The 16,612-nt window shown below is 75.2% G+C and carries 1 protein-coding gene; it reads right to left on the bottom strand.

Annotated elements, in window-relative coordinates; translation table 11 throughout:
* Nucleotides 1-4: 4 nt before the first annotated feature.
* Nucleotides 5-16,540 (bottom strand): type I polyketide synthase, encoded by a 16,536-nt coding sequence (locus ACFV9H_RS14840; protein ID WP_385397706.1) that lies wholly within the window; start codon nt 16,538-16,540, stop codon nt 5-7.
* Nucleotides 16,541-16,612: the final 72 nt, after the last annotated feature.

Raw genomic sequence — 16,612 nt, 5'->3', positions numbered from 1 at the left:
GGGGTCAGCTGAGTTCGCCGCCGGCCATGGCGGCTCGTACGAGGTCGTCCACGTCCATCTCCTCGATGGCCGGGCCGCCCTGTCCGTCCGGGGCCTCGTCGGACTCGGTGGAACCGGTCCGCGCCAGGCCGAGCAGTGCGTCGAGGAGGCCGGCTTCGCGCAGGCGCGCTGCCGGGATCGACAGCAGGGCCCGCCTGATGCCTTCCTCGTCGAGGGGCGCTCCGACGGCGGCGGCTGCCGGCTCGGGCTCCAGTTCCTCCAGCAGGAACCCGGCCAGGGCCGCCGAGTTGGGGTAGTCGAACATCAGGGTGGCGGGCAGCCGCAGCCCCGTCGCCTTCTGGAGCCGGTTGCGCAGTTCGATGGCCCCGAGGGAGTCCAGGCCGAGCTCGGTGAAGCCCCGGTCGGCCGCGACGCCGGCCGTGTCGCCGTGGCCGAGTACGGCGGCCGCGTGGCCCCGTACGAGCTCCTCCAGGTAGCGGGCCTGCTCCGGTCCGACCGGCAGCCCGGCGAGCTTGGCCCGCACCAGGGAGCCACCGGCGTCGCCGGAGCCCGCCGACGGGACCGCGGTGGGCTTGGGGCCCTTGCGGGCGGGCGGGCCGGCCAGCGCCCGCAGCAGGGCCGGGATCTCGTCGGCCCGCTCGCGCAGGGCGGCGCGGTCGAGCCGGACCGGTGCCAGCAGGGCTTCGTCCAGGCCCAGCGCCGCGTCGAACAGCGCGAGCCCGTCGGAGAAGGACAGCTCCAGCACCCCGGAGCGCCCCATCCGGAGCAGGTCGGCCCGGCCCAGCTCCGGCCCCTCGCCGACCGTGCCCTCCCACAGGCCCCAGGCCAGGGAGGTGGCGGCGAGCCCGGCGGCGCGGCGCTCGGCGGCCAGGGCGTCGAGGAAGACGTTGGCCGCCGCGTAGGTGGCCTGCCCGGCGGCGAGGATCTGGCCGCCGGCCGAGGAGTACAGCACGAACGCCGACAGGTTCAGGTCCCGGGTCAACTCGTGCAGGTGCCAGGCGGCGTCCACCTTGGGCCGCAGGACCTTGCCGACCTGTTCCTTGGTGACGGCGCCGACCAGCGCGTTGTCCATGACGCCGGCGGCGTGCACGACCCCGGTCAGCGGGTGCTCGGCGGGGATCTCGTCGAGCAGCGCGGCGAGCGCGTACCGGTCGGCCGCGTCGACGGCGACGATCCGTACCGTGGCCGCACCCAACTCGGCGAGCTCTACGCGCAGTTCCGCCGCTCCGGGGGCGTCCGCGCCCCTGCGGCTCGTGAGCACGAGGTGTCTTACGCCCTGCTCGGCGACCAGGTGCCTGGCGAGTACCGCACCCAGCAGCCCGGTGCCACCGGTGATCAGCACGGTGCCGTCCGGGTCCCATGCCGGGGACTCGGCGCCGCCGCTCGTGGCGACGTAGCGGGGTACCAGCACCTTGCCCTGGCGGACGGCGATCTCCGTCTCGGCCGAGGCGACCGCGGCGGGCAGGGCCGCCACCGACGCGGGGGCCGCGTCGAAGTCGACGACGGTGAAGCGGCCCGGGTTCTCGGCCTGCGCCGCGCGCATCACGCCCCACAGCGGGGCCTGTACGCAGTCGACGCCGTCCGCGTCGCCCGCGAGCACGGCGCCGCGCGTGACGAGCACCAGGCGGGAGTCGGCGAACCGTTCGTCGGCGAGCCACTGGCCCAGTGCGTCGAGCAGCCGTCCCACCGAGGTGCGGACCTGCTCGGGTACGCCCCCGGTGGTGCCGAAGACGTCGGAGATGTCGGGTGCGGTGAGCACGACCGTGCCCGGGACCTCGGGCTCCGAGGTGAGTTCGGCGAACGAGGAGACCGACCGGAAGCCGGGCAGTGCGGCTCCGACGACGACCAGGTCGTCCACGGCGACCGGCGCGACGGAGGACGGGTGGGCCTGCCAGTCGATGCGGAACAGAGCGGCGCCCCGGCCGTCCCCGTCGCCCGCCAACTGCTCGGCGGACACCTCGCGCACCACCAGCGACTCCACCGTGGCCACCGGCTCGCCCGTCGGCGCGGTGATCCGCAGGGCGACGGCGTCGGGGCCCGGCTTGGTCAGCCGTACGCGCAGGGCGGCGGAGCCGACGGCGTGCAGGGTGACACCGTTCCACACGAAGGGGAGGGCGGCCCGGACGGGGCCCTCGTGATCCGCGTCGAAGATCCGCTCCGCGTGCAGGGCGGCGTCGAGGAGGGCGGGGTGCAGCGCGAACGCGGCGGCGTCGGTACGGGCGTGCTCGGGCAGGTTGATCTCGGCGAAGAGTTCGTCACCGCGCCGCCAGGCCGCCGTCAGGCCCTGGAACACCGGGCCGTACCCGTAGCCGAGGCTCGCGAGGTCCTCGTACATGCCGCTCACGTCGACCGGCCGGGCGCCGGCCGGGGGCCATGCCTCCAGGTCCGGGACGACGGGCGCCGCCTCCGCGGCGAGGACACCACGGGCGTTGCGGGTCCAGGGCGCGTCGGCCGCCAGGTCCTCGGCGCGCGAGTACACGGTGACGTCACGCCGCCCGGACTCGTCCGCCTCGCCCACGACGACCTGTACGGCGACCCCGGCCTTGGCCGGCAGCAGCAGCGGCGTCTCCTGGGTGAGCTCTTCCAACTGGGCGCAGCCCGCCTCGTGGCCGGCCCGGAGCGCCATCTCCACGTAGGCGGTGCCGGGCAGCAGGACACTGCCGTGGACGGCGTGGTCGGCCAGCCAGGGGTGCGTGGAGACGGAGATCCGGCCGGTGAGGACGGGGGCTCCGGTCTCCGGGGAGACGACCACGGCGCTGAGCAGCGGGTGCCCGGCGGGCAACTGCCCGAGCCCTGCCGCGTCACCGACGGCGGCGGGGGCGTCGAGCCAGTAGCGGGTGCGCAGGAACTCGTAGGTGGGGAGGTCGACCCGGCGGGCGCCGCCGGCGGCGTGGAAGGCCTCCCAGTCGACGGGAACCCCGGTGGTGTGCAGCAGGCCGAGCGCGGCGACCAGGGTCTCGGCCTCGGGGCGGTTCTTGCGCACGGTCGCGGCCAGGACGGCCTCGTCCAGGCTCTGCGCGGCGAGACCGGTGAGGATCCCGTCGGGGCCGATCTCCAGGAAGCGGGTCACGCCCTGCCCGGCCAGCGCTTGGACCGCGTCGGAGAAACGCACTGCCTCGCGGACCTGGCCCACCCAGTACTCAGGGGACCGCCACTCCGTGGAGACGGCGCCGGTGACAGTCGACACCACGGAGAGCGCAGGCTCATTGAAGGTCAACTGAGCTGCCACAGCCCGGAATTCATCGAGCATGGGATCCATCAGGGCCGAATGGAAGGCGTGCGAGACCACCAGCCGGCTCGTCTTGCGACCGGCCGCCGAGAAGTGGTCACCGACCGCCAGGACGGCGGCCTCGACACCGGAGACGACGACCGACCTCGGGCCGTTGACCGCCGCGATACCCACCCCATCGGCGAGCAGCGCCGCGACCTCCTCCTCCGTGGCCTGTACAGCGAGCATCGCGCCGCCGGCCGGCAACGCCTGCATCAGCCGACCACGCGCCACCACCAACCGCGCCGCATCCGCCAGGGACAACACCCCGGCCACATGCGCGGCCGCCAGCTCGCCGATCGAATGCCCGGCAACCACGTCAGGGGTGACCCCCCAGGCCTCCACCAGCCGATACAAGGCGACTTCGAACGCGAACAACGCGGGCTGCGTGATCGCGGTCGCGTTCAACGCCTCCGCGTCCTCACCCCACACCACCTCCCGCAGGGAGCGCCCCAGGTGGACGTCGACCTCCGCGCACACCGCGTCGAAAGCCTCGGCGAAGACCGGGAAGGCCTCGTACAGCTCACGCCCCATCCCGAGGCGCTGCGCACCCTGCCCCGTGAACAGGAACGCCGTCCTTCCGGCCGTCCGTGCGGATCCCCGTACGCCGTCACCCGCGCCCTCGGCGAAGGCCCCGAGCGCGCGCAGCGCGCTCTCCGTGTCCGTGGCCAGGACCACTCCGCGGTGTTCCAGTGCCGCCCGGCCGGTGGCCAGGGTGTACGCGACGTCGCGGAGGTCCAGTTCGGGTTCGGCGAGCAGGCGGGCGTGGAGGGCCAGGGCCTGCCGCGCCGGGGCGTCCGCGTCGGAGCCGGACAGCACCAGCGGCAGCGGCAGCTCGGCCTCGGGCCGTGCCCGTACCGCTTCCGCCTGCGGCGCCTCCTCGACGATCAGGTGGGCGTTGGTGCCGCTGAGGCCGAAGGAGGAGACGGTGGCGCGGCGCGGCCGGTCCGCTCGTCGCGGCCAGGGCCTGGCCTCGGTGAGCAGGCGGACGTTGCCGGCTTCCCAGTCGACCTCGGGCGAGGGCTCGTCGACGTGCAGGGTCTTGGGCATCAGGCCGTTGCGGAGCGCCATGACGGACTTGATGACTCCGCTGACGCCGGCCGCCGCCTGGGCGTGGCCGATGTTGGACTTGATGGAGCCGAGCCACACCGGGTCGTCCGCGGGCCGCCCCTGTCCGTAGGTCGCGAGCAGGGCCTGTGCCTCGATCGGGTCGCCGAGCCGGGTGCCCGTGCCGTGGCCCTCGACGAGGTCCACGTCGGCCGTGGTGAGCCCGCCGGCGGCGAGCGCGCGCTGGATGACCCGTTGCTGGGAGGGACCGTTGGGGGCGGTGAGCCCGTTGCTGGCGCCGTCCTGGTTGATGGCGGAGCCGCGGATCACGGCGAGGACCTCGTGGCCGAGGCGCTGCGCGTCGGAGAGCCGCTCGATGAGGAGCAGGCCGACGCCTTCCGCCCATCCGGTGCCGTCCGCGCCGCCCGCGAAGGCCTTGCAGCGGCCGTCGGCGGAGAGGCCGCGCTGCTGGGCGAACTCGACGTAGATCTCGGGGGTCGACATCACGGTGACGCCGCCGGCGAGGGCCATGCCGACCTCGCCGCGCCGCAGTGCCTGGCAGGCCATGTGGAGGGCGACCAGGGAGGAGGAGCAGGCGGTGTCGACGCTGACGGCGGGGCCTTCGAGGCCGAGGGTGTAGGCGACGCGGCCGGTGAGGATGGAGGCCGCGGTGCCGTTGCCGAGGTAGCCGGCGACGTCGTCGGGGATGTGTTGGAGGCGGGAGCCGTAGTCGTGGTACATCACGCCGGCGTAGACGCCGGTCTGGCTGCCGCGCATGGTCGTCGGGTCGATGCCTGCGCGTTCGAAGGCCTCCCAGGCGGCTTGGAGCAGGAGCCGCTGCTGCGGGTCCATGGCGATGGCCTCGCGGGGGCTGATGCCGAAGAAGGCGGGGTCGAACTCGGCGGCGTCGTAGAGGAATCCGCCTTCACGGGCGTACGTCTTGCCGTGCAGGCCGGGCTCGGGGTCGTAGATGGCGTCGGTGTCCCAGCCGCGGTCGGCGGGGAAGTCGGCGATGGCGTCGCGGCCTTCGGCGACGAGTTCCCACAGGTCCTCGGCGGAGCGGACCCCGCCGGGGAAGCGGCAGCTGATGCCGACGATCGCGATGGGCTCGTCGTCGGAGAGGACCACGGGCGCCGGCTCGGCCGACGCGGCCGCTGATTCGGCTTCGGTGCCGCCGAGTTCGGTGTCGAGGTAGTCGGCGACAGCTCGGGTGGTCGGGTAGTCGAAGACGAGGGTGACGGGGAGCCGCAGTCCGGTCGCGGAGTTGAGCGCGTTGCGCAGCTCCACCGCTGCGAGGGAGTCGAAGCCGAGTTCTTTGAAGGCGCGGTCGGCGCCGACGGTGTCCGCGGATTCGTGGCCGAGGACGGCCGCGACCTGGCCCGCGACCAGGTCGAGGAGGGCCCGGCGGCGTTCGGCGGCGGTGAGGGAGGCGAGGCGGCGGGCGAGCGGGTCGCCGACGGGTGCGGCGCCCGCCGCGCTGCGCCTGGTCGTGGGCCGGGCGGTGGCGGCGGCCGCGCGCAGCAGCGGCGGGATGTCGGCGCCGCGGGCCTGGAGGGCGGCCGGGTCGACGAGGAGGGGGGCGAGCAGGGCGTGTCGGGTGCGCAGGGCTTCGTCGAAGAGGTCGATGCCGCGGGCGGCGGGCAGGGCGGGGAGGCCGAGCCGGTTCATCTTCTCGACGTCGGCGTCGGTGAGTTCGCCGCCGAGGCCGGTGTTGACGGCCCACAGCCCGTACGCGAGGGAGGTCGCGGGCAGGCCCGCGGAGCGGCGGTGGGCGGCCAGGGCGTCGAGGAACACGTTGGCGGCGGCGTAGTTGCCCTGTCCGGCGGGCAGGACGAGTCCGCCGGCCGAGGAGAACATCACGAACGCCGACAGGTCCATTTCGGCGGTGAGTTCGTGCAGGTGCCAGGCGGCGTCCGCCTTGGGTCGCAGGACGGTGTCCAGGCGTTCGGGGGTGAGCGTGCCGATCAGGCCCGGGTCGACCACTCCCGCCGCGTGGACGATGCCCCCCAGCGGGTGCTCCTGCGGAATGTCGGCGAGGACGCCGGCCAGTGCGGTCCGGTCGGCCGCGTCGCAGGCGGCGATCCGGACGTCCAGGGCGCCGGCCGCGACGAGCCGGTCGCGGAGTTCGGCGGCGCCGGGGGCGTCCGGGCCGCGACGGCTGGTGAGCAGCAGGTGGCGTACGCCGTGCCGTTCGACGAGGTGGTGGGCGATGCGGGCGCCGAGGCCGCCGGTGCCGCCGGTGATCAGGACGGTGTCGTCGCCGTTCCAGGGCGCGTCGGCCTCCGGTACGGAGGTGCGCACCAGCCGAGGGGTGAGGAACCGGCCGTCGCGCAGCGCGAGTTCGGGTTCCCCCTGGGCGAGGGCGGCGGCCGCGATGGCCGGGAAGTCCGCCGTGTCGATGTCGGTTTCGGTGTCGAGGAGGACGATCCGGCCCGGGTTCTCGGCCTGGGCGGCGCGGACGATGCCCCACACGGGGGCCTGCGTCAGGTCGGGGGCGGTGTCGGCGCCGGTGGCGACCGCGCCGCGGGTGACGACGACGAGGGTGGTGAACTCGAACCGTTCGTCCGTCAGCCAGGACTGGAGCAGGCCGAGCACGTACGAGGTGATCGTGCGGGTCGCTTCGAGGGCGGGCCGGCCCACCGGGGTGGGGCAGCAGGCCAGTACGACGGCCGAAGGGTCGCCGAGGATGGCCAGCCCGTACTCGTCGAGGACGACGGTGGAGGAGGGCAGGGGTTCGGCCGGCGCGGGCAGCGGCGTCCACTCGATGTGGTGCAGGGCGTCGGAGAGGACGCCGTTCGTCGGCTCCAGCTGGTCGGCGGAGACCGGGCGGCAGATCAGCGAGGACACGGTCATCACGGGGTTGCCGGTCTCGTCGGCGACGACCATCGCCGATTCCTCGGCGCCGCGGATGCGGCGTACGTACACGCGCAGCGCGGCGGCTCCGGTCGCGTGGAGGGACACCCCGCTCCAGGCGAAGGGCAGCAGGGCTTCGGTGCCGCCCTCGCCCTGGTCGACGAGGACGTCCACGTGCATGGCGGTGTCCAGCAGCGCCGGGTGCAGTCCGTAGTCGGCGGCTTCGGCGCGTACGGAGTCGGGCAGGGCGGCCTCGGCGAACAGTTCGTCGCCGCGCCGCCAGGCCGCCGTCAGGCCCTGGAAGGCGGGGCCGTAGCCGTATCCGCGCTCGCGCAGCCGCTCGTAGGCCCCGTCGACGTCCACGGCGGTGGCGCCGCGCGGCGGCCACTGCGTCAGGTCGGCGTCGACCTTCGGGGGTGCGCCGGTGGCGAGGAAGCCGGTGGCGTGGCGGGTCCAGGAGTCCTCGGGGGCTCCGTCCAGGCGGGAGTGGATGTGCAGCGGGCGGCGGCCCGAGGCGTCGGGGGCGCCGGCGGCGACGCGCAGGGCCGCGCCGCCGGATGCGGGCAGGACCAGGGGCGCCTCCAGGGTCAGCTCCTCCAGGAGGTCGCAGCCGACCTGGTCGCCGAGGCGTACGGCGAGCTCGACGAAGCCGGTACCGGGGAGGAGCACCGCGCCGTGCACGCCGTGGTCGGCGACCCAGGGCTGGCCGGTGGCCGAGAGCCGACCCGTCAGGACCACGGATCCGGAGTCGGGCGACAGGACGGCCGCGCTGAGGATGGGGTGGTCGACGCGGTCGAGGCCGGCCGAGCCGACGTCGCCGGCCTTGGCGGGTACGTCGAGCCAGTACCGCTTGCGCTGGAAGGCGTACGTGGGCAGGTCGACGAGCGGGCCGGTGCGGCCCTGCGCGCCGAGTACGGCGGTCCAGTCGACGCCGGCTCCGCGCGCCCAGGCCGTGCCGATGCCGGACAGGGCCTCGCGGGCCTCGTCGCGGTCGCGGCGCAGCAGCGGGACGAAGACGGTGTCCTCGTCGGCGGCGGATCCGACGCCGAGCGCGGTCAGCACCGCGTCGGGGCCGATCTCCAGGAAGGTGCGGGCGCCCAGCTCCTCGGTACGGCGTACCGCGTCGGCGAACCGGACGGGCTCGCGGACCTGGTCGACCCAGTACTCCGGGGACTGCCACTGCGTGGAGAGCTCTCCGGTGACGGTGGAGACCACGGCGAGTCGCGGCTCGGCGAAGGTCGACTCCCGTACGACGGCACGGAATTCGTCGAGCATGGGGTCCATCAGGGCCGAGTGGAAGGCGTGCGAGACGGCGAGCCGGCTGGTCTTGTGACCGGCGGCGGCGAAGTGCTCGCCGACGGCGAGGGCGGCCGTCTCGATGCCCGAAATCACCACCGATCGAGGCCCGTTGACGGCCGCGATGCCCACTCCGTCGGTGAGCAGCGCCGCGACCTCCTCCTCGGTGGCCTGTACGGCGACCATCGCGCCGCCGGCCGGCAGCGCCTGCATGAGCCGGCCGCGGGCGACGACCAGCCGGGCCGCGTCGGCCAGGGAGAGCACGCCCGCGACGTGGGCGGCGGCCAGCTCGCCGATGGAGTGTCCTACGACCAGGTCGGGGGTGAGTCCCCAGGCCTCGACCAGCCGGAACAGGGCCACTTCGAAGGCGAACAGGGCGGGCTGGGCGATCGCGGTCGCGTTCAGCGCGTCCGCGTCCTCGCCCCACACCACGGCGCGCAGCGACTGCCCGAGGTGCGGGTCGATCTGGGCGCAGGCGGCGTCGAAGGCCGCCGCGAACACCGGGAAGGCCTCGGACAACCCGCGTCCCATGCCGAGGCGTTGGGCGCCCTGGCCGGTGAACAGGAAGGCAGTCTTGGCGTCCTGGGCGGTGTCGGCGTCCGAGAGCCGTTCCAACGCGCGGGAGAGTTCCGCCCGGTCGGCGCCGAGGGCGACGGCGCGGTGTTCCAGGGCGGCCCGGCCGGTGGCCAGGGTGAGTGCGGCGGGGGCCAGTTCTTCGTCGGTCAGGTCGGCGAGCCGTTCGCGCAGGCGGTCGGCCTGGGCGCGCAGGGCCTCGGGGGTGGCGCCGGATACCGTCCAGGGGACGGCGGGGAGCGCGGCCGTGGCCTCCACGGGCGCGGGCGCTTCCTCGGGCGCCTGCTCGATGATCACGTGGGCGTTGGTGCCGCTGATCCCGAAGGAGGACACGCCGGCCCGCCGCACCCCGCCGGGCGTCTGCCATTCCCGTGCCTCGGTGAGCAGTTCCACCTCGCCGGCCGACCAGTCCACCTGGTCGGAGGGGGTCTCCGCGTACAGGGTCCGCGGGAGCACGCCGTGGTGCATCGCCTGGACCATCTTGATGATGCCCGCGACGCCCGCGGCGGCCTGCGTGTGGCCCATGTTGGACTTGATGGAGCCCAGCCACAGCGGCCGACCCTCGGGCCGTTCCTGCCCGTAGGTCTCCAGCAGGGCCTGGGCCTCGATCGGGTCGCCGAGCCGGGTCCCCGTGCCGTGCGCCTCGACCACGTCGACCTCGGCGGCCGTGAGGCCCGCGTCGGCGAGGGCCTGGCGGATCACCCGCTGCTGCGCGGGCCCGTTCGGAGCGGTCAGACCGTTGCTGGCACCGTCCTGGTTGAGGGCGGAGCCACGGACCACGGCCAGCACCCGGTGCCCGTTGCGCCGCGCGTCGGAGAGCCGTTCCAGGAGCAGGACGCCCGCGCCCTCGCCCCAGCCGGTGCCGTCCGCGCCGACGCCGAAGGACTTGCAGCGCCCGTCGGAGGCGAGCCCGCGCTGGCGGGCCATGTCGAGGAACGTGTCGGGGGTGGACATGATCGTGACACCGCCGGCGAGGGCCAGCGAGCACTCCCCCGCCCGCAGGGAGCGGGCAGCCATGTGCAGGGCCACCAGGGAGGAGGAGCAGGCCGTGTCCACGCTGACCGCGGGGCCTTCGAGGCCGAGCGCGTAGGAGACCCGCCCGGAGACCACGCTGGCGAGGCTGCCGTTGCCGTGGTAGCCGGCCACGTCCTCGGGGAGCGGGCCGAGGCGCAGTCCCCAGTCGTGGTACATCACGCCGGCGAAGACCCCGGTGGAGCTGCCCTTCACGGACCGCGGGTCGATGCCGGCGCGCTCGAAGGTCTCCCAGGCGACCTCCAGCAGCAGCCGCTGCTGCGGGTCCATGGCCTGGGCCTCGCGCGGGCTGATCCCGAAGAACGCAGGGTCGAACTCGGCGGCGTCGTAGAGGAAGGCGCCCTCGGTGGAGTACGTCTTGCCGGGCTTGCCGATCTCCGGGTCGTAGAGGTCGCCGGCCCAGCCGCGGTCGGTGGGGAAGGGACCGATGGCGTCGGAGCCTTCGGCGACGAGTTGCCACAGCTCCTCCGGGGAGGACACCCCGCCCGGGTAGCGGCAGGCCATGCCGACGATGACGATCGGGTCGGCGGAGGCGTCCGCGGCATGCGTACGGGTCTCGGGTGCCGGGGCGGTCGTGGGGGCGGCCGAGCCGACGAGCTTGGCCACCAGGTGTTCGGCCAGGGCCGTCGCCGTGGGGTAGTCGAAGGTCAGGGTCGCGCTCAGGCGCAGGCCGGTCGCGGTGGCGAGCCGGTTGCGCAGTTCCACGGCGGCGAGGGAGTCGAAGCCCGTCTCGGTGAAGGCCCGGGTCGCGGTGACCTCCTCGGCGCTCTGGTAGCCGAGCACGGCCGCGGCCTCGGTGCGGACCAGCCGCAGGACGGTGGCGAGGCGGTCGGCGGCGCCGAGATCCGCGAGGCGGGCCGCGAGCGGCGCCGGTCCGCCGGCCGCGGCGGCGCTGCCCGCGGCGGGCACCGTCCCGGCGGCGGGGCGGCGTACGGGGGTGCGTACGAGCGCCCGCAGCAGGGTGGGGGTGCCGTCCGTACGGGCCCGTACGGCGCGCTGGTTGACGCGTACGGGGACCACGGTCGGCTCGGCGGTGGTCAGGGCCTTGTCCAGCTGGGCGAGGTTCTCCGCGAAGGACAGTGAGTCCAAGCCGAGCCGCTCGATGCGGGTGAGGGCGGCCGCGTCGAGGCTCGCGCCCATTCCGCCGCCGCCGGCCCACAGGCCCCAGGCGAGCGAGGTGACGACCTGGCCGGCGGCCGCGCGGCGGGCGGCGAGGGCGTCGAGGAAGAGGTTGGCGGCGGCGTAGTTGCCCTGGCCGGCGCCGTCGAGGACGGTCGAGGCGGAGGAGAAGAGGACGAAGGCGGAGAGGTCGAGGCCGGCCGTCAGCTCGTGGAGGTTCCAGCCGGCGTCCACCTTGGGCCGCAGGACGGTGTCGAGCCGTGCGGCGTCGAGGTGGCCGACCAGCCCGTCGTCGATCACGCCGGCCGCGTGCACCACGGCCCGCAGCGGGTGCCCGGCCGGGATGCCGGCGAGCAGCGCGGCCAGGGCCTCCCGGTCGGCGACGTCGGTGGCGGTGATGGTGGCCTCGGCGCCCGACTCGGCGAGGTCGGCGAGCAGTTCGCGCGCGCCGGGGGCGTCGGGGCCGCGCCGGCTGGTGAGCACGAGGTGGCGGACGCCGTGCTCGCGGACCAGGTGGCGGGCGAGTTCGGCGCCCACGCCGCCGGTGCCGCCGGTGATGAGCACGGTGCCGGCCGCGTCCCAGGGCGCGGGGCGCTCCTCGTCGGGGGCCGGTACCGCGGCCAGCCTGGGAACGTACGACTCGGCGCCGCGCAGGGCCAGTTCGGGCTCGGAGGAGGCGGCCAGGGCGCGGCCGAGGAAGGCCGGTCCGGCCTCGTCGGCGTCGACGAGCGTGAAGCGGCCCGGGTTCTCGGCCTCCGCCGACCGGACGAGGCCCCAGACGGGCGCCTGCCCGAGGTCGACGTCGGTGCCGGGCACGGCGGCCCCGTTGCGGGTGACGACGGCGAGGCGGGACTCCGCGTACCGCTCGTCGGCCAGGAAGGCCCGTACGGCGGCCAGCGCGTCGGCGGTGACGGCGCGGACGGCGCCGGGCACGTCGCCCGCCGGGGTGGGCAGGGCGCGGTACACGACGACGGGCGGCACGGGTCCGTCCGCCGCCTCGGCGAACTCTCCGAACTCGACTGTTTCGGTGGGCAGTTCGAGGTGGTTCCAGCGTACGGCGAGCAGCGGGTCGGAGCGGTCCCCGGCGAGCTGGTCCGCGGTGACGGCCCGCAGCAGCAGCGACTCGACGCGGGCCACGGGGGCGCCGGCCGCGTCGGCGACCGTCACGTCGAGCTCCTCGCGGCCGCGCGCGGTGATCCGTACGCGGACGGCGGAGGCTCCGGCCGCGTACAGGGCGACCCCGTTCCACGAGAAGGGGATCCAGGTCCCCTCGGGCCGGTTGCCGGCGGCGGAGAGGGCGTGGTCGGCGGGGTGCAGGGCGGCGTCGAGGAGGGCCGGGTGCAGTCCGTACGCCGCGGCGTCGGCGCGCGTGGGCTGCGGGGGTTCGACCTCGGCGAAGACCTGGCCGTCGAGGAGCCAGGCTGCGCGCACACCGTGGAAGGCGGTCCCGTAGCCGTAGCCCTCGTCCGCCATGTCGGCGTACAGGGTGCTGACGTCGAGCGGCACGGCTCCGGTGGGCGGCCAGGGCCCGGCGAGGGCGGAGGTGTCCGGGTCCGGAGCGGCGGGGGCCAGGACGCCGGTGGCGTGGCGCACCCAGCCGTCCTCGGCGCCGTCTTCGGGATCGGCGGCGTCGAGGGCGTCCGGCCGCGAGTAGCACTCGACGGTGCGGCGGCCCGAGGCGTCGGCGGGGGCGACGACCACCTGGAGCGCGACTCCGCCCGACGCGGGCAGCACCAGCGGGGCCTGGAGGGTCAGCTCCTCGACGAGCGCGCAACCGGTTTCCGCGCCGGCCCGCAGGGCGAGTTCGACGAAGGCGGTGCCCGGGAGCAGGGTGACCCCGGCGATGGTGTGGTCGGCGATCCACGGGTGGGTGCGCAGCGAGAGGCGGCCGGTCAGCACGGTGGCGCCGGCGCCCGCGAGGTCGACGACCGAGCCCAGGAGGGGGTGCTGGGCGGCGAGTTGGCCGAGCCCGGAGGGGTCGCCGGCGGACCGCTCGGGGGCGAGCCAGTAGCGGCGGGTACGGAAGGCGTAGGTGGGCAGGTCGTCGACGCGGCGGGTCGGGCGGCCGGCGTACACGGCCCGCCAGTCGAGGAGCGCGCCGCGGGCGTGGGCGAGGCCGGCCGCGCCGAGCGCCTCGCGGACCTCGTCCTTGCCGGCGCGCAGCAGGGGGGCGAAGACGGTGTCGGCCTCCCGCTCCTCGGGCAGGCAGCTCTGGCCGAGCGCGCTGAGCACGCCGTCCGGGCCGAGTTCCAGGAAGGTGCGGACGCCGCCCTCGGTGAGGAGCCAGTCCATGGCGTCGGAGAAGCGGACGGTCCGGCGGACGTGGCCGGTCCAGTAGTCGGGCGAGCACAGTTCCTCGGTCGTCGCGAGCCGTCCGGTGACGGTGGAGACGAGCGGGATGCGGGGCGCGGAGTAGGTCAGGATGCCGGCGATGCGGCGGAACTCCTCCAGCATCGGTTCCATGAGCGGGGAGTGGAAGGCGTGGCTGACCTGGAGCCGCTTGGTCTTGCGGCCCTGCGCGGCGAACCGCTCGGCGAGCTCGCCCACCGCGCGCTCCTCGCCGGAGAGCACGAGGGAGTCGGGGCCGTTGACGGCGGCGACGGCCACCGTCTCCCCGAGGAAGGGGAGGACTTCTTCCTCGGTGGCCTGGACGGCGGTCATGGCGCCGCCCGTGGGCAGTTCCTGCATCAGCCTGCCGCGGGCGGCGACGAGGGTGGCCGCGTCCTCCAGGTTCAGTACGCCGGCGACGTGCGCGGCGGCGATCTCGCCGATGGAGTGGCCGGCGAGGAAGTCGGGGCGTATGCCCCAGGACTCGACGAGCCGGAAGAGGGCGACCTCGACGGCGAACAGCGCGGTCTGCGCGTAGCGGGTCTCGTCGAGGCGGGCGGCGTCCTCGGTGCCCGGCTCGGCGAACAGGACGTCCCACAGGGAGACGTCGAGCTGGAGGTCGAGCCAACCGATGGCGTCGGCGAGGGCGTCCGCGAAGACCGGGTGGGTGTCGTACAGCCGGCGGCCCATGGCGAGGCGCTGACTGCCCTGCCCGGTGAAGAGGAAGGCGAGGCGCCCGGCGGGCAGCGCGCCGGTCCGGGTGCCGGGGCCGGCTTCGCCGGCGGCGAGGGCGGTCAGCCCGGCCAGCAGTTCGTCGCGGTCGGCGGCCAGCACGGCGGCCCGGTGTTCGAGCGCGGCGCGGCCGGTGCCGAGGGCGTACCCGAGGTCGTGGGGGCCGAGCTCGGTCCGCTCGGCCAGGAACTCCACGAGCCGCGCGGCCTGCGCCCGCAGCCCTTCCTCGGACCGCGCCGAAACGGACACGAGCGCCGGCCCGGCGCCCCCGCCGACCAGAGCGTCATCCCCGCCCAGCGGCGCGGCGGCGCCCTCGCGGGCCCCGGCACCGGTTTCACCGAATGGCGTGGCTGCGCCCCCGGCGGCCGCGGCGCCCTCTCCGCCGAGCGGAGCTGCGCCCCCGGCACGGGACACGGCTGCGCCCCCCGCAGGGGTCCCGGCGCGCGTGCCGAGAGACGAGGCTCCGCCGTCGCCGGGCAGAGTGAGGCCGCCCTCGCCGAAGGATCCGGCTGCGCCCCCGGTACGGGACTCGCTCGGGGGTTCCTCCACGATCACGTGGGCGTTGGTGCCGCTGATGCCGAAGCCCGAGACGCCTGCCCGGCGCGGGCGGTCCTGTGTCTGTGGCCATTCCACCGGCTCGGTGAGCAGGCGTACGCTTCCCGCCGACCAGTCGACGTTCCCGGTGGGCGCGTCGACGTGCAGGGTGCGCGGGAGCACCCCGTTACGCATCGCCATGATCATCTTCATCAGGCCGGCCACACCCGCGGCGGCCTGGGTGTGCCCGAGGTTGGACTTCACCGACCCCAGCCACAGCGGCCGGTCCTCGGCCCGGTCCTTGCCGTACGTGGCGATCAGCGCCCGCGCCTCGATCGGGTCGCCCAGGGTCGTGCCGGTGCCGTGCGCCTCGACCGCGTCGACCTCGTCGGCCGAGAGCCCGGCGTCGGCGAGGGCCTGGAGGATGACGCGCTGCTGGGCGGTGCCGCTCGGAGCGGTGAGGCCGTTGCTCGCGCCGTCCTGGTTGACGGCCGAGCCGCGGATGACCGCGAGCACCCGGTGCCCGTTGCGCCGCGCGTCGGACAGCCGCTCCACCACCAGCAGGCCGACGCCCTCCGCGAAGGAGGTGCCGTCGGCGCCCGCCGCGAAGGCCTTGATCTGCCCGTCCGGGGCGAGCCCGCGCTGCCGGCTGAACTCCGTGAACAGGCCGGGGGTGCTCAGTACGGTGACACCGCCCGCCAGCGCCATGGAGCACTCGCCGCGGCGCAGCGACTGGACGGCCAGGTGCAGGGAGACCAGCGATCCGGAGCAGGCGGTGTCGACGGTGAGGGCCGGTCCCTCCAGGCCCAGCGCGTAGGCGACGCGCCCCGAGGTGACGCTGAGCGCGCCGCCCGTGACGAGGTATCCGGTGAGGCTCTCGGGGGCGTCCTGCACGCGCGGCCCGTACTCGGAGGGGCCCGCGCCGATGAACACACCGGTACGGCTGCCGCGCAGCGAGGTCGGGTCGATGCCGGTGCGCTCCAGCGCCTCCCAGGCCGTCTCCAGCAGCAGCCGCTGCTGCGGGTCCATGGCGAGCGCCTCGCGCGGGCTGATCCCGAAGAACTCGGCGTCGAACTCGGCGGCGTCGTGCAGGAACCCGCCGGTGCGGGTGTAGCAGGTGCCGGGCACGGTGGGGTCGTCGTCGAACAGCGCGTCGAGGTCCCAGCCGCGGTTGTCGGGGAAGGGGCCGACGGCGCTGCCGCCGCGGTCGACCAGGTCCCACAGCTCCTCCGCCGAGCGGATGCCGCCGGGGAAGCGCCCGCTGATGCCGACGACGGCGATGGGCTCGCCGTCGAACGCCGGGGCGGCGTCCGGGGCCGGGCCCGTGGCGGCCGGGCCCGGCTCGGCGGGCACGCCGAGCAGTTCCGTACGGAGGCAGGCGGCCAGCAGTTCGGGGCTCGGGTGGTCGAAGGCGGCGGTCACCGGCAGGGCGAGCCCGGTCGCCGCGTTGATCCGCGCGTGCAGGTCGACGAGGGCGATGGAGTCCAGGCCGAGTTCCTTGAAGGAGGTCCCGGCGACGACCACCGGTTCGGTGTCTGGCCGGGCCTTGCGCAGGCACTCGGCGGCCTGCGAGCAGACCAGGTCGGTCAGGAGCCTGGTCTGCTCGCTCCCGGGAAGTCCGGCCAGCCGCTCGGCCAGTGCGGCCACCGCCTGCGAACCTCCCGGGCGCTCTTCGCGGCCCTCTTGGCGGCCCTCCGGGCGGACCTCCGCGCCGGACAAGTCATCAGCGACAGGATCGAAGCCCGCGGACATCTGCACGCTCCCAGCTCGGTATCGATTGCCCCGGGTCGGTTCCGGCCACGGGGTGATCGCACGCTAGGTCGGCGCGGA

Source organism: Streptomyces sp. NPDC059874, from assembly GCF_042731135.1.
In the GTDB taxonomy this organism is placed as follows: Bacteria; Actinomycetota; Actinomycetes; order Streptomycetales; family Streptomycetaceae; genus Streptomyces.
The sequence above is the reverse complement of the archived record's forward strand: the minus strand, read 5'-3'. Positions and strand labels throughout refer to the sequence as shown.